This window comes from Candidatus Accumulibacter sp. ACC003 (assembly GCF_907163085.1).
Classification (GTDB): Bacteria; Pseudomonadota; Gammaproteobacteria; order Burkholderiales; family Rhodocyclaceae; genus Accumulibacter.
This window is the reverse complement of the sequence record NZ_CAJQTX010000011.1, coordinates 34,998-53,867: the sequence shown is the minus strand read 5'-3', so window position 1 is coordinate 53,867 and position 18,870 is coordinate 34,998. Positions and strand designations below refer to the sequence as shown.

The 18,870-nt window shown below is 63.1% G+C and carries 15 protein-coding genes and 4 pseudogenes; 7 read left to right on the top strand and 12 right to left on the bottom strand.

What is annotated here, in order from left to right; translation table 11 throughout:
- Positions 1–27: 27 nt before the first annotated feature.
- The 3 genes and pseudogenes from cas2 to QZ656_RS22100 form a co-directional block, all read right to left on the bottom strand.
- Positions 28–318: a CRISPR-associated endonuclease Cas2 gene (gene cas2 / locus QZ656_RS22110; protein WP_291995425.1), complete on the bottom strand. Its 291-nt coding sequence runs from the start codon at positions 316–318 to the stop codon at positions 28–30.
- Between the two features lie 5 nt (positions 319–323).
- Positions 324–1,355 (bottom strand): type I-C CRISPR-associated endonuclease Cas1c, encoded by a 1,032-nt coding sequence (gene cas1c / locus QZ656_RS22105; RefSeq protein ID WP_291995424.1) that lies wholly within the window; start codon positions 1,353–1,355, stop codon positions 324–326.
- A gap of 2 nt (positions 1,356–1,357) precedes the next feature.
- Positions 1,358–1,651 (bottom strand): annotated as a pseudogene (locus QZ656_RS22100) (Dna2/Cas4 domain-containing protein); the annotation flags it as partial.
- A 101-nt stretch (positions 1,652–1,752) separates the two neighbouring features.
- Here QZ656_RS22100 and QZ656_RS22095 point away from each other — a divergent pair.
- The 3 genes and pseudogenes from QZ656_RS22095 (at position 1,753) to QZ656_RS22080 (ending at position 4,531) form a co-directional block, all read left to right on the top strand.
- Positions 1,753–2,687 (top strand): annotated as a pseudogene (locus tag QZ656_RS22095) (site-specific integrase).
- Positions 2,684–3,790 (top strand): transposase, encoded by a 1,107-nt coding sequence (locus QZ656_RS22085; protein WP_291991620.1) that lies wholly within the window; start codon positions 2,684–2,686, stop codon positions 3,788–3,790. Before QZ656_RS22095 ends, QZ656_RS22085 begins: the two are co-directional and overlap by 4 nt.
- A 63-nt stretch (positions 3,791–3,853) precedes the next feature.
- Entirely contained in the window at positions 3,854–4,531 is a 678-nt protein-coding gene (locus tag QZ656_RS22080; protein ID WP_291994115.1) for a transposase, read from the top strand.
- Between the two features lie 318 nt (positions 4,532–4,849).
- Here QZ656_RS22080 and QZ656_RS22075 read toward each other — a convergent pair.
- The 6 genes and pseudogenes from QZ656_RS22075 to cas5c (QZ656_RS22050) all read right to left on the bottom strand — a co-directional run.
- Positions 4,850–5,158, bottom strand: a pseudogene (locus tag QZ656_RS22075) (Dna2/Cas4 domain-containing protein); the annotation flags it as partial.
- Positions 5,151–5,522, bottom strand: coding sequence for a DUF5615 family PIN-like protein (locus tag QZ656_RS22070; RefSeq protein WP_291995423.1), 372 nt, complete (start codon positions 5,520–5,522; stop codon positions 5,151–5,153). The pseudogene QZ656_RS22075 and the gene QZ656_RS22070, both read right to left, overlap by 8 nt.
- On the bottom strand, positions 5,519–5,773 hold the full coding sequence (locus QZ656_RS22065) for a DUF433 domain-containing protein (protein ID WP_291995422.1): 255 nt from the start codon (positions 5,771–5,773) through the stop codon (positions 5,519–5,521). Before QZ656_RS22065 ends, QZ656_RS22070 begins: the two co-directional genes overlap by 4 nt.
- Positions 5,774–5,906: 133 nt before the next feature.
- Positions 5,907–6,809: a type I-C CRISPR-associated protein Cas7/Csd2 gene (gene cas7c, locus QZ656_RS22060; RefSeq protein ID WP_291995421.1), complete on the bottom strand. Its 903-nt coding sequence runs from the start codon at positions 6,807–6,809 to the stop codon at positions 5,907–5,909.
- A gap of 9 nt (positions 6,810–6,818) precedes the next feature.
- Entirely contained in the window at positions 6,819–8,570 is a 1,752-nt protein-coding gene (gene cas8c, locus QZ656_RS22055) for a type I-C CRISPR-associated protein Cas8c/Csd1 (RefSeq protein WP_291995420.1), read from the bottom strand.
- Complete coding sequence (cas5c, locus tag QZ656_RS22050) at positions 8,567–9,079, bottom strand: type I-C CRISPR-associated protein Cas5c (protein WP_366522218.1); 513 nt, start codon at positions 9,077–9,079, stop codon at positions 8,567–8,569. The genes cas8c and cas5c (QZ656_RS22050) overlap by 4 nt, the downstream gene beginning before the upstream one ends.
- A gap of 214 nt (positions 9,080–9,293) precedes the next feature.
- Here cas5c (QZ656_RS22050) and QZ656_RS22045 point away from each other — a divergent pair, with 214 nt between their 5' ends.
- The 4 genes from QZ656_RS22045 to QZ656_RS22030 all read left to right on the top strand — a co-directional run bounded on the left by QZ656_RS22045 (position 9,294) and on the right by QZ656_RS22030 (position 14,171).
- Positions 9,294–10,829 carry a helix-turn-helix domain-containing protein gene (locus QZ656_RS22045; protein WP_291995419.1) on the top strand — a complete coding sequence of 512 codons (1,536 nt, stop codon included), beginning with the start codon at positions 9,294–9,296 and terminating at the stop codon, positions 10,827–10,829.
- Between the two features lie 97 nt (positions 10,830–10,926).
- Positions 10,927–12,627: an IS66 family transposase gene (locus tag QZ656_RS22040; protein ID WP_291991655.1), complete on the top strand. Its 1,701-nt coding sequence runs from the start codon at positions 10,927–10,929 to the stop codon at positions 12,625–12,627.
- A complete protein-coding gene (locus tag QZ656_RS22035) occupies positions 12,624–13,481 on the top strand; it encodes a DUF4338 domain-containing protein (RefSeq protein WP_291991654.1) in 858 nt (285 codons plus the stop codon). The genes QZ656_RS22040 and QZ656_RS22035 overlap by 4 nt, the downstream gene beginning before the upstream one ends.
- Positions 13,482–13,514: 33 nt before the next feature.
- Positions 13,515–14,171 carry a putative transposase gene (locus QZ656_RS22030; protein ID WP_291995418.1) on the top strand — a complete coding sequence of 219 codons (657 nt, stop codon included), beginning with the start codon at positions 13,515–13,517 and terminating at the stop codon, positions 14,169–14,171.
- A gap of 34 nt (positions 14,172–14,205) precedes the next feature.
- Here QZ656_RS22030 and cas5c (QZ656_RS22025) read toward each other — a convergent pair.
- The 3 genes and pseudogenes from cas5c (QZ656_RS22025) to QZ656_RS22015 form a co-directional block, all read right to left on the bottom strand.
- Positions 14,206–14,406 (bottom strand): annotated as a pseudogene (gene cas5c, locus QZ656_RS22025) (type I-C CRISPR-associated protein Cas5c); the annotation flags it as partial.
- 11 nt (positions 14,407–14,417) lie between these two features.
- A complete protein-coding gene (gene cas3, locus QZ656_RS22020) occupies positions 14,418–16,640 on the bottom strand; it encodes a CRISPR-associated helicase Cas3' (RefSeq protein WP_291995417.1) in 2,223 nt (740 codons plus the stop codon).
- A gap of 463 nt (positions 16,641–17,103) precedes the next feature.
- On the bottom strand, positions 17,104–18,792 hold the full coding sequence (locus QZ656_RS22015) for an AMP-binding protein (RefSeq protein WP_291995416.1): 1,689 nt from the start codon (positions 18,790–18,792) through the stop codon (positions 17,104–17,106).
- Positions 18,793–18,870: the final 78 nt, after the last annotated feature.

Below are 18,870 nucleotides of genomic sequence, written 5' to 3'. Positions count from 1 at the left end.
GGGGTCCGCGCATGGCTGCGGGGCAGACTACACCAGCAGCGGCGCATCGTAGTCGAGGGCACGAAAACGACCGTACTCGCGAACTTCGCAAGCGCGCGTTTCGGCGAGCCGATAGACGCGCAGGCAATCCTCGTCGACGACGATTTCAGCCAGTAAGCGGCGCTCCAGCTCTTCGAGCTGCAGGCGGTCGACCCGGCATTCGAAGACCGACTTCTGAACGCGCTGGCCGATACTCTCGCAGACCTTGGCGACTCGCCGCAGGCGGCGACGGCCGGCGCGGGTCTCGGTACTGACGTCGTAGCAGACGATCACCAACATACGATTCACCTCGATAGAAAGGGTAGATAGCTCGCCATTTCACGACGCACGGTGCGTGCCAGAAAGCGCGCCTGGAGAAGCGGCAGCAGGCCGATCGCCACCGCTTGCTGCAGCAAGGGGTGCGCCAGCTCTTCGCGCTTCTTTTCTTGCCAGGCGACGATCACCGTCTTGCGTCCCGCGTCGGCGAGCGTCACCGCACCGCCTTCGTGTTCGGTGAAATCGCCAGCCTGCAGCTGGCCACGGTTGATCAGCGTCAACGCCAGGCGATCGGCCTGGGCCCTGAACTCCTCCATCAGATCGAGCGCCAAAGCGGCACGTCCGGGCCGGACGGCATGCAGGAAACCCAATTGAGGATCGAGCCCGACGGCCTCGACGGCCGAGCGGCAGTCGTTCATCAACATCGCATACAGGAAAGACAGCAAGGCGTTTATCCGGTCGCGCGGCGGCCGGCGACTGCGACCGTCCATGGCGAAAACCGCCCGCGACTCGGGACGAAGCACCAGGTTCAGGCCGGCAAAATACTGGCGCGCCGCCTCGCCTTCGACGCCGCGCACGGTGTCGAGGTCGCCGGCCGCCGGCAGCGTGCGCAGCGCAGCCGCCAGGTCGTCGGCGCGCCGGGTCAGATGCGCCCGATCGCCTTCGTCTTTGGCCTCGCGCGCAGCACGCAGGAGGACTTGCCGCGCGTTCCTTATCTTGCCGGCGACGAAGGCGCGCGCGATCGTCAGCGTAAAAGCCTGATCCGCGGCGCAGGCATGCTGCGCCTGGCGAAGCAGGATGTTTCCCGAAACCGGCCCTTCCATCCGCGCCTTGAAGCGGCCGTTCTCGGTGAGCAGCACCAGGCTCTTGCCCTCGTCGGCCAGGCGATGAATGAGCGCCGGAGAAACCAGCACGTTGCCGAAAAGAACGACGCCACCGAGATGATGCAACGGCACGCGTAGCCTTGTTTGCCTTTCCACCTCGACGCGCAGCGTATCGTTGTCGAGATGCAGGTAGGCCATCTGCGTGCTGACGTAGAGCGTGTTGAGCAGCGTCTGCATCGTCAATCGTCGGCCACAAAGAGCTGCGCGGCGAGTTCTTGCTGACGCGCCAGCGCCGCCAGCGGTGCCGGTTGGCAAAGATCGATCAGCGAGCATTCGCGGCAGCGTTCGTCGTTGGCCGGTGCCGGCAACTGACCGGCGGCCAGCGCCTGCCGGATTGCGGCGACCGTTTCCTCGACCTGCGCGCGCAGGCCATCGTCGATGGCCACCTCGCGGCGGCGATGCGAGGTGGCGTGATAGATGGCGCCAACGGCGACGTCCCGGCCGGTCATCTCTTCGAGACAGAGCGCTTGCGCGGCTAGTTGGACGAAGCCGCTACGCGGAGGAAACCCCGGTGCTGTCGTCGCGTTGACTCAAGATGTGACCTCGCCCCTCATCCGAGGGACGTTCATGACGAATGCGAGGTTACCGCAAGATGGAAGAGATGTCCGCTGTCGCAACGACGATTTTTGACACGAACTACGAGCTGCACCAGAAGCACCTGAAGCTCAAGGGCTTGCAGCCGAAGACGATCGACGCGTATTCGCGCGCCGTCCGCCGGGTGGGAGATTACTTCGCTCATCAGATCGACGATCTGAGCGAGGCCGACCTGTTGGATTACTTCGCCGACCTGCGTGAGACGCACTCCTGGAGTTCGCTCAAGCTCGATCTGTACGGGCTCAAGTTTTACTACGAGCACGTGCTGAAGAAACCCTGGGTGGCGCCCGGTCTGATCAAGCCGCCGCGTTCACAGCGCCTGCCGGACATCGTCACGGTCGAGGAGACCGAGCGGATTTTCCTGGCCACGCAGGTGCTCAGTTACCGGGTCTTCTTCTTCACCCTCTACAGTCTCGGCCTGCGCCTGGGCGAAGGTTTACGGCTGACGGTCGCCGACATCGACGGCGCGCGCGGGCGGGTGCATATCCGCGATGCCAAGGGCAACAAGGATCGCCTGGTGCCGCTGCCGACGGCCACCTACCGACTCCTGCGTTGTTTCTGGCAGCGCCACCGTAATCCCGTTCTGCTGTTTCCCAATCGCCGCGGCGGCTTGCCAGGTGCGAGCAGCGCCAGGACACCGCTCAATCGCAGCGGCGTTCAGAAGGCACTGCGGGCGGTGGTCGAATCCTGCGGGCTAAAAAAAACATTTCGCCGCACAGTTTGCGTCACGCCTATGCCACGCACCTGATCGAGGCGGGCGTCGAGCTCACCGAGGTGCAGAGCATTCTCGGCCATCAGTCGATTCTCACGACGGTTCGCTACACCCATCTGACGGATCAAACCCGGCATCACGCCATCGACCGCATCAACGCGCTGATGGACCGCTTTTGCCTGAGCAAGGGGACGCCGCGATGATCCGCCTCGGCTCTGTCATTGCCGAATTCGAAGCGGACTTCATGACGCAATTTCGCCACCGCCTGAGCTTCGATCAGCTTCGGGCACTCTCGGCGATGCGCGATTGCCGCGGCCCGGCCAGCCCGATGATGCAGCTCCAGTGCGAAGGCTGCGATCAGCAAAAACTCGTTCCGCATTCCTGCGGCCATCGCCTTTGCCCGCACTGCCAGCACCACGAGAGCCAGCAATGGCTGGAACGTCAGATAGAGCGCCTCGTCCCGGCCGACTACTTTCTGCTGACCTTCACGCTGCCGGCCGAATTGCGCGGGCTCGCTGCGGCGCACGCCGACGTCGTCTTCGATGGCTTGATGCGCTGTGCCTGGGAAACGGTGCACCGCTTCAGTCAGAACGACCGGCAGTTGCAGGGCACGCCCGGCGCCATCGCGGTCCTGCACACGCACTCGCGTCGGCTCGACTTCCACCCGCATGTCCATCTCGTCGTCCCCGCGGCAGCGATCGATGCCGCGAAGCAGCGCTGGCGACGCAAGCGGCGCGGCAAGAACGGCACCTACCTGTTCAACGAGAAGGCGATGGCCAAGGTCTTCCGGGCCAAAATGCTGGCGGCGATCGAGGCGGCCGGCATTTGCCTGCCGGCGTCCTATCCGCGGGAATGGGTAGCGCACTGCAAATCGGTGGGCAGCGGCGAGAAGGCCCTGATCTACCTCGGTCGTTACCTCTACCGCGGCGTCATCCGTGAACAGGACATCCTCGCTTGTAAGGATGGGCGGGTGAGCTTCCGCTACCGCAACGCACAAACCGGCAAGTCGGAAAAGCGCTCGCTAGCCGGCGCCGATTTCCTCTGGCTGATCCTCCAGCACGTGCTACCCAAGGGCTTTCGCCGCGCCCGCAATTTCGGCTTCCTGCACGCCAACTGCAAGCGCCTGATCAGTTTGCTGCACCGCTTGCTGAAGTTCGATCCCAGCCGCTTCACGCCGCCGCGCAAGGAGCGGCCAGCGATGCTTTGCCCGTGCTGTGGCTCCGTGATGTCAATTGTCCGGACGCGTATTCGATCAACATCGCCCGCCTTCGTCGCTGCTCCACCGCTCGTCGCGATCGCTGCCTGATCGTGTAAGCCGCCTTCACAGCGCTGTCCGGCCGCCTTTGGGACTTCAGTTTCCCCAAGCTGAGTGACGGGGTCGCCCGGAGTTCAGTGGCCGGGACGCCAAAACGGCCGGATTTGCGCGATCTTCGCTGACGGTGCCGCAGCGCGCGGCGACGGCCCGCTCCCCGCCCTTCGGCATTCATGCCTGCGGGGTAAATCCAAAAAAGATATTTGCAGAGGGCGCGCCCAGCGCTCCGGCCCGGGCTCGTCCAACAAACGGATCAGATCGTGGCTTCGCACGATCTATCCTTATTCGTTGCACTGCAAATCGGTGGGCAGCGGCGAGAAGGCCCTGATCTACCTCGGTCGTTACCTCTACCGCGGCGTCATCCGTGAACAGGACATCCTCGCTTGTAAGGATGGGCGGGTGAGCTTCCGCTACCGCAACGCACAAACCGGCAAGTCGGAAAAGCGCTCGCTAGCCGGCGCCGATTTCCTCTGGCTGATCCTCCAGCACGTGCTACCCAAGGGCTTTCGCCGCGCCCGCAATTTCGGCTTCCTGCACGCCAACTGCAAGCGCCTGATCAGTTTGCTGCACCGCTTGCTGAAGTTCGATCCCAGCCGCTTCACGCCGCCGCGCAAGGAGCGGCCAGCGATGCTTTGCCCGTGCTGTGGCTCCGTGATGTCAATTGTCCGGACGCGTATTCGATCAACATCGCCCGCCTTCGTCGCTGCTCCACCGCTCGTGGCGATCGCTGCCTGATCGTGTAAGCCGCCTTCACAGCGCTGTCCGGCCGCCTTTGGGACTTCAGTTTCCCCAAGCTGAGTGACGGGGTCGCCCGGAGTTCAGTGGCCGGGACGCCAAAACGGCCGGATTTGCGCGATCTTCGCTGACGGTGCCGCAGCGCGCGGCGACGGCCCGCTCCCCGCCCTTCGGCATTCATGCCTGCGGGGTAAATCCAAAAAAGATATTTGCAGAGGGCGCGCCCAGCGCTCCGGCCCGGGCTCGTCCAACAAACGGATCAGATCGTGGCTTCGCACGATCTATCCTTATTCGTTGGAGGTGGTCATGCACGCCTTTCGCCGCCTTGCCCTTGCGCCCATGCTTGTACTCGACGGGGTAAGGCGTTCCGTCGGCGAGAAACTCGACGACGTCGGCCTTACCGATCAGGCCAAGCCGGTCGCACCACAGCGGCACCGCGCGCGCGACGCGAACTCCTGCCCGCGTTTCCATGCCCACCTGATCGACACGCGCATGCACCGCCTGCCCGCGCATGGTATGCACGTTCTCGGCGAATGCCTGCTCGGCGTGGATCAGCAGGCATTGGCGCGGGCAGTAACACCAGTGCTGAATGGCCGACACTGGAATCGGCTCGGCGTAGTCAGCCACCGGCGCCAACTGCCGACAGCGGCCGCAAGCGAATTTCAGCGCGCGTAATGACCGCCAGAGAACCGTCCGGCACCTCGGCCAGGACACGCAAGGCGGCGGCCACTACGTCCGCGATGACGATCGGCTGAATTCGGAAGACGAGAATGGCCGGCGGCGGAGGCACGCCCTGAAAGAAGACCAGGTCGCCAGAATCGGCGTCGAAGGTCAACAGGCAGCGGCCTTCGCGGCGTGCAAGATCAAGCACCGCTCGATCGTTGATGCCCGGGCTGCTACGCGCTACCGCCAGCACATCATAGCCAGCGGCGCCAATGCTGTTGACCGCCGGCAAGGGGAAGTTCTCGTCGGCCAGAACGCTTCGCGTCACGCTACGATCCCGGGTGGGTGAATCGCCGCGCGCATGATGTAGGTCTCGTCTTGCAGGCAATCGCGAACGAAGGCAAACACCGCCTGCAGATCTTCCGCCTGCAGGTGCGGATAGATTTCGAGTATCTGGACCTCGCTCCAACCGGACGCCAGCAGATCAAGAACGAGTGCCACGCCGATGCGTGTGCCCTTGATGCGGGGTTTTCCGAACAGCGTGTCCGGATCGGAAACAATACGCTCACGCCAGTCCATGGCCTGACTCCTTATCAAAACCCGGGAATGATTTCCGGGGTGAGGCCGCTCGTTCTCATCTCCACCCGGCCATCGCGGCATACGATCAGCGAGCAATATACCTTTCTCGCCGACGACACGCTCGGCTTGCCGTTCAACACCGCCTGATCAAGGTGACCCCCGGCAAGACCGAGAGAGACTGGCCAAGCGCGACCTCGCTGCCATCGAAGAGCACGGAATAGGCCGTGAAGGCGCGCACCACCTCGTCGCCTTGCCGTAGCACCGTCAGGCGGTCGAACAAGGCGTGTGCCGGCGCATTGCCGAGCTCGGAATCGTGCTTGAAGACGTACAAGCCGCGTGTCGCCATTTCACCTCGAGCCGCCGAACGATCTTCCTCGAACATGCTTTCCAGCGACCTGAAGAAAAGTTCCAGGTCGGCCTCGCCAAAGCCGGTTTGCCGCGCAAGATGCGCCGAAACAAAGCCGTGGGCACGGTACAAGCCATAAGGGACGGTGAACTTTCGCCCCATCGTGCGGTTGTCGCCGCTCTGCTTCTCGGCTTCGGCTTCGGTCGCGACGGCCATGCGCGTGATCGAGTGTTCGAGTGCCACCACCGGCGAAACCGAGCGCGCAAAGGTCAGCTGAACGGGGCCGCGCACCTGCCCACAGTTCACGCCGGTGGACATCACCGCGCCAAAGGTGCGGACGTCGAAGAAATTACGGCACATCCACTGGCGTGCTTCATCGACGGCGTCGCCGCCCTTGCGCTTCTTGTCGTCGCCCTTCAGCAGGTCTTTCTTGCCGATGCCTTCGTAGGCACGCTCATGCTGCCGGTTGAGGATCGCCTTTTCCTTGACGTAAATCTCGTAGGGCGGCTGCTCGCCGTGGACGATGCCGACGTAGTTGCGCACCTTGCGCTTGATGCAGACGTCAGTCACCAGTCCGTGGCCGGTTTCGGCATCAAGTCGCGGCAGGTTGCCGGCATCGGGATCGCCGTTCGGATTGCCGTCCTTGACGTCGAAGAGCAGCACGAAATCGTAGCGGTGGTTGAGGCTCATGGTCGTTCCTTATTCAGCAGTGGCGGGTTGATCGGCGGCCTGAGCTTCGGCCCGATTGAAAAACGACTGACGCTGGTGGTAGTAGCCGACGGCGAAGCGGCACTGCTCGGTCAGGCTCAGACGCGCCGGCACATCGGCCAGCCCGTCGACGATCTCGGCGAGCAGTTTCTCCAGATTGACGGCTTCGCCGCGGTTGGGAAGTTTGGCGAGGTGATGGTTTTTCAGGCGCATCAAGGTCGGCAGGACAGTCGTCGGTGTCGTCGAGAAAGCGCCGTAGTAGCGATCACGAATGCTGGCGTTGAGGTTGCCCTGGGCGCGTTCCTGGACACGCTCCAGCGCAGCGAACAAGCGTCCGAGGCGGTAGCCGGAATCGATATTTTCGGGATTGAGCGACACGGTGACCTCCTTGTCCTGGCGATTGCGAATGAGGTAGGCCTTGAGCAGGGCGGCACGCGGGAAACTCACTTCCCGCTCGGCGCGAATACGTCTGAGCGTGCTCTGCATCAAGGTTTCCGGATAGGGCAGCGCCTTGAGGATGGCGCGCATGACGTCGCCGCCGAGCTTGGGAGCGATGTTCTCGGCCTTGCCCTGCAGCGCGGTGCTGCTCAAAAGACGGTACAGCGACAGCGGCGCCGCCGCTTCGTAAGCCGGCCGATCGATTTCCAGGTCATCGAAGTGACGCTGGAAGGCGGTCGCCAGCTCGCGGATCCTCGCCACGTGCCAGAATCGGACGGCGATACGCGCGGCGTTTGGCGACAAACCCAGCACGTGAAAGCGCTGCTGGTCGTCGGTGGTGAACGGGCGTCCGTCGCGCACGCAGGCGTAGAGGCTCGCCACCGCCTGCGTTCCCCGGTCGGGATCGCGATCGTCCCGGCGCGCGTCGAGGAAATCCAGAAAAGCCGTCTCGAATGGCGCACCGCTTTCCTTTTCAGCCCAGAACACCGTCGACGCGTCGCCGACCTGGATTCGTTGTCGGGAGCCCTTGCCGAGCAAGTGGTTCAAGGCCGTGGTATAGGCGAAAGCGGCGCGGCTGCCGATCGGCGCGTTGAAGCTCTGCGCCTTGCCGTACGAGCAGAAGGCATAGAGGTTAAAGGAAACGATATTTCCCCCCGAGGTCTGCGCACCCCAGACGCCCTTGATCGATGGATGCAGCCGTTCAATGACATCCGCCTCACCGGAAACGAGGCAGATGCCGTCTGCCGGCGCGCCCGGCCCGCCTTGCCCGGCCTGCAGCGCAGCGACCACGGCTGGCCGCTGACAAACGAGTACCGGGTCGGTATGCAACTCGAAGCTGAGCAGGGGGTTTGTTTCCATGATTTCCGCGCCGGCGGGATGGGACGACAGTTCCTCGCGGGTCGACGGCACGTGCTTTTCGAGAAAGGCCTTGACGGCACGAAGGCCAGCGTCCTCGGGATCACCGCCAAAAGCGTCGACAAAGCGCTGGACGAAGGCCAGATGTTGCTCGGCAACGCGCTCGGGTTTGCCGCGCGTGTCGACGCCGAGAACGTACTCGGCGGTGTCCCACAGCAGATTCGCTGCCACGCCTGAAGTCTTCTTTACGCCCTGGGGAACCAGTTCGGCTTTACCCTCCTTCTTCTTGCCCACCCCCTCGCGCCGGTCCGCCAACTGCAGCAGGCGGCCGCCCGCGTCGATCACCAGAACGAACGGAATCGCCTTGACTTCAAACCCCTCGGGCGCCAGGCTGGTCCGCGGATCGGTGGCCTTGCGCGCGTAGTAGTCGGTGAGCGCCTGGAGAATCATCGTCTCACCTCCGGGTCATTCCAGTCGGGAACTGCGAGGACACCGCTTTTCAACTCGGCACGGAAGAAGCGGGGCTGTGGATCGGCCGGGTTGTCGAAATCGAGATCGTGCAGCATCCAGCCAAGATCGCGGCTTTCGACGATCGGCGCGGACGCTGCCTGGAGGTCTTCGACCAGACGAAAATCGCAGGCGAACTCGCGACAGCCCAGATAAGGCTGATTGACGCACTGACCCTTGCGTGCTCGGCGCTCGAACATGGCCATGAACTTGGGCATGTTGTTGGCCTCGTCGGCAGCGCGCTGCTCGTCGGCATCCTTGATCGGCTGCCTGACGAGGTGAGGAAAGTTCGACCGATGGCGCGAGCCGTCGCGAAGTTCAAGGCCGGCATGGATTCGGTAAGCGACGTCGCGCAGGAACAGCCCCGCGCGCTGTTGGCGAACGTCTTCGACGTACATCCCGAGCTCACCGCCACCTCTGTTCATCGCACTCTTGACGCTGTTGATCGGCACGACGGTGCCAACCTCGTTGCGACGAAGTGCAGATTTCCTGATCCCGGCCGGGAATGTAGGTAGAATTCCGGAATTGCACGTGGCACTTTATTTTGACGGCCATGATTTTCTTATGGCATAAACCAAGCTTCGCTAGGAGTGCAAGGAGGAGCAGACGTTGAGGCAATCGTGGCTTCCAGGGTTTCCGGATGGTGCGCAGAAAGTGGGAGAAGGGTTGGCGATTCTGGAGAAGGATGGCCAAGCGATCTACTTTGTTGGGGGAGACAATTACTTCTCGCACCCCGTAGGAGACGACGCTGGCCGCAGGTTCGCTCTGACCAGCCTGATGGAGAACGGGCACGTCAAGGCGGTCGAACTGGAAAGGCCACCGCTGTGCATCCCGCACCGCACGCTGATGAACTGGGTGGGACAAAGCCGCAAAGCCGGGCCATCGTCTTTCTTTCGACCGGCGGCGGCGAGCCGGCCGCGGATCATGACGCCGGACAAGAGTGCCGAATGCGCGCGGCTGTTGAGCGAGGGAAAGCGTCCTGCCGAAGTGGCACGGCAGGTGGGCGTCCAGGAGTCGACGCTGCGCAAGGCGATCCGGCGCCAGGGCGTGCCGCAGTTGGCCGCCTTGCCGCAAGAGGCAGGGGAGTTGGAAGCGGCGAGCACCAAGAGTGAGCGCAGCCGGGCGGATGCGGAAGCCGCCGCGGGGATGGGCACCGCCTGCACGCGCGCCGACGAGCGGATCCAAACGGCGCTGGGATTGGCGACCGGTGCGACGACGCGCTTCGAAGCGAGCCACGATGTGGCGATGGGGGGGCTGTTGGCCGGCTTGCCGGCCTTGTGCGCGAACGGGCTACTGACCGGCCTGGATCGCCATCTCAAGCTGCCCCGGGGATTCTACAGCGCCTTGCACATCCTTCTCGTCCTCGGCTTCATGGCCCTGGGGCGAATCAAGCGGCCGGAACATCTGCGACAAACCTCGCCCGGAGAACTCGGCAAAGTCATCGGCCTGGACCGGGTACCGGAAGTCCGCACCCTGCGGGAAAAGGTCCATCTGCTGGCCAAGACGGGTGACCCGGCAGCCTGGATGCGGGATCTCGCGAAGCTCTGGATGGAAAGTGAGCCAGAAGAAGCGGGTTACCTGTATGTCGATGGTCATGTTCGGGTGTATCACGGCGAGCAGGCCAGGCTGTCGAAGCGCTACGTCTCGCGCGAACGCCTGTGCCTGCGGGGCACCACCGACTACTGGGTTAACGATGCCCTGGGTCGCCCGTTCTTTGTGGTTTCGCAGCCGCTCAATGACGGACTCGCCGAGACCCTGCTCAAGGACATCGTCCCCCAACTGCTGGAGATTGTCCCGGGACAGCCGACGCCGGCCGAACTGGACGCCGACCCGACCCTGCACCGGTTTGTCATGGTCTTCGATCGGGAAGGGGCCACCCAGAGTCTCCTCGGCAGACTCTGGAAACAGCGCATCGGCGCACTGACCTACCGCAAGAACGTCAAGGACCTCTGGTCCGAAGAGGTGTTTCAGGAACAGGAAGTCCATCTGCCGGCAGGCGGCAGCACCGGGATGAAACTCGCCATGCGCGAAACCCGACTCGGCACAGGCGATAGCAGCCTGGCCGTGAGCGAAGTTCGTCGGCTGACCCAGACGGGACATCAAACAGCCGTGATCACGACCGCCCGGCAACTCGGAAACACCACCATCGCTGGGCGGATGTTCGCCCGTTGGTGCCAGGAAAACTACGTAAGTATTCGGTGAACCCGTAGCCCCCGCTTTTTTGGTCGGCGTGGTTCAGTCAGCGATTGGCGGGTAGACCGGAAATCTGGACTGGACACAGCAGCGGAAATCCGGCACCATGCGGCGCATGGACACGGGTGCGGACATCATTGGCGGAGGATCGGCGGCAAGTCACCGCCAAGTGGCGCCGTTCGCCGAGGTGTTGGTGACGTTGACCAAGGAGCAGGAAATCAAGCTCCGCTGGGAGGCCAGCTTCTGGCGGAGCCAACATCGACAAGCGCTGGTTCGGTTGGCGCAATCGGAGGCCGCTCATCGGGTGGAAATGGCGCAAGCGGCGGCGCGCGAGGCGGCCTTGCGCAGCGAACTGGAGCAGGCCAAGGGCAAGATCCGCGATCTGCAAAAACGCCTGTTTGGTCGCAAGTCAGAACGCTCTTCGGGAGCCGAGAAGAACCCGGCGGCGGACCAAAAATCGTCGCGAGCTCGAGGTCAGCAACCGGGAGCAGCGGGTCACGGGCGGAACCCGGAAAGTCACTTGCCGACGCAGATCGAGGTCATCGACATCGACTGCCCGCATTGCCCGGACTGTGGTCTGGGCTACGTCGACTTTCCCGGCACGGAAGACAGTGAAGTCCTCGAGATCGAGGTCAAGGCCTACCGCCGGAAGATCTGCCGGCGGCGCTACCGGCGGACCTGTCAGTGTTCGGGCGCGCGGGGTATTCTGACCGCGCCACCGCCGGCACGATTGATCCCGCGTGGAAAGTACGGCGTGTCGATCTGGGTGCACCTGCTGCTGTCGAAGTTCTTGTACGGCCAGCCGACGCATCGGCTTCTGCGAGACTTGTCCGACCACGGACTGACGCTCTCGGCAGGAACGGTGGCCGGCGGACTGCGTGCCTTGGCACCGCTGTTCGAGCCGCTTGAAGAAGCACTGCTTGGCCAACTACGCAGCGAGAAACAGTGGCACGCAGACGAGACCCGCTGGCGGGTCTTTGCCGAGACCGAAGGGAAGGTCGGACATCGCTGGTATTTCTGGGTGTTCCACGGCCCATCGGTCATCCACTTCGTGCTCGACCCGAGCCGCTCGGCGGCGGTGCCGATCCGGGAGCTCTCCGGTAGCGCCGGAGGAGTCATCATCTGTGATCGCTATTCGGCCTACAAGAAGCTCGCGCGAGTTCTTGACCACTTCATTCTGGCTTTCTGCTGGGCACATCAGCGGCGTGATTTCCTGGAACTGGCCAACGCCCATCCGGAGCTCGCGGACTGGGCACTGGCCTGGGTCGAGCAGATCGCTCAGCTCTACCACTTGAATGGACGGCGCCTGGAAGTCCGTAGCGACCCAGTACAGTGGGCCGAACGCGACCGCGCCTTGCGGCAGGCGATCACGCAAATGGCCAGTCAACGGGAAAGCGAACTGGCGAACCCGGCGCTCAAAATGCCGGCGAGCAAGGTGCTGCGAAGCATGCGCAAACATTGGTCCGGCCTGACCGTCTTTGTCGACCGCCCCGAGGTGGCGATGGACAATAATGCCGCCGAGCGCGCACAGCGCACGCCGGTGGTCGCACGCAAGAACTTCTATGGGTCGGGCAGTCTCTGGTCCGGCGCACTCGCCGCGACGATGTTCAGCTTGCTGCTGACGCTGCGCTTGTGGGGAATCAACCCGCGCACCTGGCTGACGGCGTATCTGGAGGCCTGCGCCGCCAACGGCAACCTGCCGCCGACGGACTTGAGTGCCTTTCTGCCCTGGGCGATGGCGACCGATCGACTGGCTCAGATGCGTGGCATCCCGGTCGATCAGAGCCGTCCCATCGATAGCTCGTGAAGCCTTATTGCGGGCGTCACTTTACCGACGACGAACTGCAGGCCCTCTGCCGCCTGATCGAAGCCCATCCTGGCAGCAGCCGCGCGCAACTGTCGCGCCAGGTGTGTGAGCTCTTCGACTGGCGTAAGCCCAATGGCGAGCTGAAGGATATGACCTGCCGGGTGGCCATGCTGCGTATGCAGGCCGACGGCCTGCTCACCCTGCCGGCGGCACGACGGGCCGCTCCTCGCCAACCCGAGTATCTGCCTACTCACGCCACCGATCCACAACCGTTGCTCACCCAGCCGGTGCATGAACTGCCGCCGCTGCGTCTGCATCAGGTCGTCGGTTCGGCGAACTCGCGTCTGTGGAACGAGTACATCGCCCGCTACCACTATCTCGGCCACACGCCCATGGCGGGCAGTCAGAGCCGCTACTTCGTCTTCGCCGGCGAGACCCTGGTCGCCTTGCTCAGCTTCGGCGCCAGCGCCTGGAAACTCGCCGCGCGCGAGCAATTCATCGGTTGGCACGATGAGCAGCGACAAAGGAACCTGCAACTGGTGGTGAACAATGCCCGCTTTCTGATCCTGCCCTGGATCCAGTGCAAGGGCCTGGCCTCCAAGATCCTCTCGCTTATGCAGCGGCAATTGCCCAAGGACTGGCTGGCGCGCTACGGCTACCGCCCCGTACTACTCGAAACCTTCGTCGAGACGCCCCGCCATCGCGGCACCTGCTACCAGGCCGCCAACTGGATCAAGGTCGGCCAAACCGCCGGCCGAGGCAAGAAGTGCCCCACCCGCAAGTCGATCCTCCCGATCAAGGATATCTGGCTCTATCCCCTTCACCGATCCTTCCGATCAGTCCTCTGCCGCTAACCCGCCTCGGCAATGGCGCTGGCGCGCTACGGGTTGGCCGAATACTTACAAAACTACTTCGCGTACATGATGGAACACTATGATATTGATGGACTTATCGAGTACGGAGACGACTCTCTTCCCGGCACTCACCAGGTCGTCAACCCCCGCTGGCGGGAACTCGACAAGGCCGTCAGGCAAACCCGCCAGAGCGAAAGAAAACTGCAGGCCGCAATCGCCAGGACGGCCTTGAACGACGGCGGCGAAATCCAGAAAAACGCCGAGTCTGTCGAAGCACTGCAGGCCGTTCAGGAGGAGCTCAAGCGACTTTGCGCGGCGCGCAAGGCAAGCCCCCGAAAGGTGACGATCGACAGTCTGCCCGAGACCGAGCGACCGACCCAACTGCCGCCGCTGAACAAGATGCTCTGCGATACCGTGAAAATGGTCGCCTACCGGGCCGAGACCGCCATGGTGGCGCTATTGCGCCGCCACTTGAAGAAGGAGGACGACGCACGTGCGCTCATTCGCGAATTGTTCGTTTCTTCCGCTGACATCGAACCGAACGCGCTAGCCAACACCCTGACCATCAAAATTCACCGGATGGCCAGCCCAGCTCATGATCGCGCTATCGCCGCGCTCCTCGAGGAACTCACCCTGCAAGATTTTCCGCATCCGGAAACCGGGGCAAGAATGACCTTCACTCTTGTCTGAAGTGCCAACCCGGTTTCCTCCGAGATCAGGAAATCTGAAGTGAAATCCAGCGAATCGGTTTCAGCACCTCGATCCGGGTCACCCGCCAGCGAATCGCCGGCTTCCAGAGGATCGATTCGAAGATCGCCCGGGCCGCCGACGGCGTCATGACGTCGTAGCTCACCCGCTCGACCTTCATTTCCGGACGGGTGAAACAGGCGAAATCGCCACTTACTTCAAGACAATAATCTTTCAAGACCGCTCCTTTCACACAACCAGGCTGGCTGGCGCGTAATTCGGCACTTCCGGCATCAAGCCAAGCACGGCGTCGTACAGCGCGTCACTTTTTTGCATCAGAAAGTCTCCATGCCACTCCAGATCGCCGCTGGCGAGCAACCGCTTCCACTGGTACTCGTAGAGTGAAACGGTATGGCGTTGCAGCTTGCGCAGCAAATCGCGGTTCGGCCCGATCTGCTTGAGCTGCTCGACCAGCGTCCGCCCCTCGCCCCAGCTGACCATCACCTGCCGCTGCCCCTCGTCGGCAATCAAGCGGAAGGCCTGCGCGGCCGAGCGAAACTGAATTTCCCCCCTGGCAGCGTCGCGCTGCAAAAGCTCCATGACACGTTCCTTGTCGTAGCTATTCACTCCGCCGTAGAAACGATCGAAGTAGCGAGTGAATTGTAGGGGGGTGAGGGGCTCACCAGATGCGCCCGCCAGAACGATTTCTGCGGCTTGTTCTGCTTTCACCAACAGCCCGCTTGGCGAAGGCTTCGGTGGGTTGAAGACGACCACCCGCCCCTTCTGCGGCAGACGGCCCTCGCGATTGCAGCGACCTGCTGCCTGTGCGATCGAGTCAAGGCCGGCCATCGCCCGATAGACGACCGGGAAGTCCAGATCGACGCCCGCTTCGACGAGTTGGGTGCTGACCACCCGCACCGGCTCCAGATTGCTCAGGCGACGTCGGATTTCGGCAATCACTTCGGCACGATGTGCGCCGCACATGCGGGCCGAGAGGTGCAACGCGCCCTCGGGCAGGAGGCCCCAGAGAGTCGCCGCGTCGTCGCGCCGATTGACGATGCACAGCACTCGCTCGTGTTCGGCCAGCTCGCCGGCGATCGTTGGCCAGGTGCAGCGCTGCCGCGATGATTCGGGTAGGCTGACGCTGACGCGCTCGAGTTGCCGGTAGAGGCGTGCCGGATCGGGAGCAAGCTCGCGCGCTTCGCCCAATCCCTGCAATAGCACACGACCGAAGACATCGGAGCGCGTCTTGTGCAGCTCGGGCTGGGTCGCGGTGGACAGCACGACCGTCACCCGATAGTGCTTGAGCAGTTGCCGCAGCGCGTCGAGGATTGGCGCCATATGCTCGGGCGGCAACAGTTGCGCCTCGTCGAGAACGACGACGCTGTTGGCGATGTTGTGCAATTTCCGGCAACGCGAGGGCCGCGCGGCGTAGAGCGATTCAAAAAACTGGACGTTGGTCGTCACGACGATCGGCGCGTCCCAGTTTTCGCACGCCGTGCGACTCTTCGCCGTCTCGTTTTCCGCTTCGATGTTGCTGTGGTGTTCGATGACCGGCGAAGGGTCGATACCCTCGAACAGCTCGCGGAAAACGTCAGCCGTCTGCTCGATGATGCTGGTGTACGGAATCACGTAGATGACGCGCCGCAAACCGTGTCTTTGGGCGTGCTGAAGGGCAAAGCCGAGCGAGGCCAGCGTCTTGCCGCCACCAGTCGGCACGGTCAGGCTGAAAAGACCCGGTGACTGTGTGGCGCGCTCGACGCAAGTCGCGAGTATCTCGCCACGCAAGCGCTTGACCGGCGTGTCGGCAACCGCGAAACGACTCGCCATGTAGCGCTCGAAAGCTTCACGGAGCAGCGGGATGTCAGGGTAAGCGCCACGCATTTCAGCCCGCCCGTCGGCCATAAACGCCTCGGTGTCTAGAAAGTCGGCATCGACCAGACAGGAAAAGAGCATTCGCAGCCAGAAGTGCAGATCGTCGCTCGTGCGAATCGTCGGCGTGCCTGGTGCGATGGCAGGCGCGAGAATCGCTTGCGGCGCGCCACCAGCTAGCGCCTGCGCCAGCGTCGCCGCCTCCGCCTGCAGCTCCTGCGAAAGCGCCGCACCGGCAGCTGCCCCCGGATGCCAGTCGGGCAAACCGGCATGGTGACCGGCGATCAGGTAGGCGAGCAGGCGGCCATGGTCTTCGCGCAGCTCTCTCGTCGCGTGAATCGCGCCGGCAATGGCATGCTTGACCCTGCCGGGGGCCTCGATGTGCGCGTCGAGGCCACTGGCAGAAGCGATGTACCTCTGGAATCCCGGCTGGTACTTGCCGAGGTCGTGCCAGACGCCGGCAAGCTCTGCCCACGGCCCGGCATCGATCGCTTCTGCAAAACGCCCGGCAATCCGGGCGACCGACCACAGATGAGCGTCAAGCGGGTGGATGACAAACTCGCCGCCAGCAAGCTGGCGCACGTGCGCAGCAGCGATCATCGAAAAGCCCCCTCGGTCGGTGCCGACGAATCGTCAAGACAACGGATTCTTGCGGAAGCGGCCATTCTCCACCGTTGCCCGAAGAGCATGCAAATCTATTTCCATTGCGGACAGAGGGAAAACCTGCTGACACCGTTACCAGGCGCCAAGCGATACGCGGCAGGTCCGCTGTCAACGATGATTGCGCCGGAGCTACTGGCAGCTCTGTTAATCCCGCAAGACGCGCTGAACAAAGCTTTGCCAGCGTGTGGACGCCGCGCCGGAAAGCTCGCCAACCACCGGCACCGCGCCGCGCGCCAGACGAGAATGGCCTGCGTGACGGGGAGCCGTTCCTGAGGCGTGGCGGCTGCTTTCCTGCTCCCGACGCGCCTATTCGTCGCTGACCGGGTGGCTCGCAATCGCCGCGACAAGGCGACCGACCGGGGGTCTTCGCGACAGTCGCTTGCTGGTGGAAATTTGCGGACTAGCTGGCCGCTGCGTCCCTCAATTCACGGCGCAGGATCTTGCCGATGGCTGTCTTCGGCAAGGTGTCGCGGAACTCGATATGGCGCGGACGCTTGTAGCCGGTCAATTGCGCGTGGCAATACTTGACGACGTCGTCTTTGCTCAGCCTGGGGTCTTTCCTGACGATGATCAGTTTGACCGCCTCACCGCATTGCTCATCGGGCACGCCGACGACGGCGCATTCCTCGACGCCCGGGTGCATGGTCACGATGTTCTCGATCTCGTTGGGATAGACGTTGAAGCCGGACACCAGAATCATGTCTTTCTTGCGGTCTGTGAGGGTGATGTAGCCACGGGCGTTCATGTGGCCGACATCACCGGTCTTCAGCCAGCCATCCTCGATGACCTTCGCCGTCTCCTCCGGCTTGTTCCAGTAGCCGCGCATCACTTGCGGGCCGCGAACACAGATCTCGCCGGTGTGTTGAGCGATATCGCCTTGGCCATCCCACAGCGGCAATGTCCTGAAGTCGTCGTCGCGGATGCTGACTTCGGTCGACGTGACCGGCAAGCCAATGCTGCCGTTCCAGGGGTCGCCCAGCGGTGTGCAGCAAACACCCGGTGAGGTTTCGGTCAGGCCATAGGCTTCGGTAAGGTGGCTGCCGGTCACTTCTTGCCAACGCCTGGCGACGCTTTCCTGCACCGCGGCGCCGCCACCGACCACCACTTTCAGCGCCGAAAAATCGAGCTTTTCAAAGCCAGGGGTATTCAGCAGCGCATTGAACAAGGTATTGACGCCGGTCAGGACGCTGAACTGCCATCGGCCGAGTTCCTTGACCAGGCCCGGGAGGTCACGCGGATTGGCGATCAGCACCGTCAGGCTGCCCCACTTCATGAAACCCAGCGTCGCGGTGAGACAGAAGATGTGGTACATCGGCAAGGGGGCAATGGCAATCTCGCGACCTTCCCTGAAGCTCGCCGAGATCCACAGGCTGACCTGCTCGAGATTGGCCAGCAGGTTGCCGTGGGTGAGCATTGCCCCCTTGGCAATGCCGGTGGTGCCGCCGGTGTATTGCAGGAAGGCGAGGTCATCCGGTGCGATCGTCACGGACGCAAATTCCGACCTGGCGCCATCGGCGAGCGCCTCGTTGAACGAGCAGGCCTTGTCGATCCGCCAGGCGGGCACCATTTTCTTCACATGCTTGACAACGAAGTTGACAAGCCAGCGTTTTGGCGCCGGCAAGAGGTCGCCGATCTGCGTCGTGATGACGTGCTCGATCGCCAGGCCGGGCAAGGCTTCCTGCAGCGTCCGGGCAAAGTTTTCGACGACGATGATCGCTTTGGCGCCTGAATCCTCCAACTGGACTCGCAGTTCGCGTGCGGTGTACAGCGGATTGACGTTGACCACGGTCATGCCGGCGCGAAGGATGCCGAAAAGCGCAACCGGATATTGCAGGAGGTTGGGCAACATGATGGCGACGCGATCGCCTCGCGCGACGCCGGCGAGTCCTTGCAGAAACGCGGCGAAATCACGCGACAGGCGATCGAGTTCGGCGAAACTCAGCGTCTGGCCGAGGTTGCTGAAGGCCGGCTTGTCGGCGAACTTGCGAACCGTGGCATCGATCAGTTCGGGTAAGGATGAGAAAGGGCAGCCGTCGATTTCTGCGGGAATATTTGCCGGATAGCTGTCAAGCCAGACTTTTTTGCGCATGCTCGGGTCGCCCTTGCTTGTTGAGATCCTTGATTCGGAATAGCCAGCATCTTGCGTCCTGGAAGCTCCCTCTGCTCG

Coding starts and splice junctions, on each gene's coding strand:
- cas2 (WP_291995425.1), bottom strand. CDS start 318: ATGTTGGTGATCGTCTGCTACGACGTCAGTACCGAGACCCGCGCCGGC.
- cas1c (WP_291995424.1), bottom strand. CDS start 1,355: ATGCAGACGCTGCTCAACACGCTCTACGTCAGCACGCAGATGGCCTAC.
- QZ656_RS22085 (WP_291991620.1), top strand. CDS start 2,684: ATGATCCGCCTCGGCTCTGTCATTGCCGAATTCGAAGCGGACTTCATG.
- QZ656_RS22065 (WP_291995422.1), bottom strand. CDS start 5,773: ATGGACTGGCGTGAGCGTATTGTTTCCGATCCGGACACGCTGTTCGGA.
- cas7c (WP_291995421.1), bottom strand. CDS start 6,809: ATGAGCCTCAACCACCGCTACGATTTCGTGCTGCTCTTCGACGTCAAG.
- cas8c (WP_291995420.1), bottom strand. CDS start 8,570: ATGATTCTCCAGGCGCTCACCGACTACTACGCGCGCAAGGCCACCGAT.
- QZ656_RS22040 (WP_291991655.1), top strand. CDS start 10,927: ATGCGGCGCATGGACACGGGTGCGGACATCATTGGCGGAGGATCGGCG.
- cas3 (WP_291995417.1), bottom strand. CDS start 16,640: ATGATCGCTGCTGCGCACGTGCGCCAGCTTGCTGGCGGCGAGTTTGTC.
- QZ656_RS22015 (WP_291995416.1), bottom strand. CDS start 18,792: ATGCGCAAAAAAGTCTGGCTTGACAGCTATCCGGCAAATATTCCCGCA.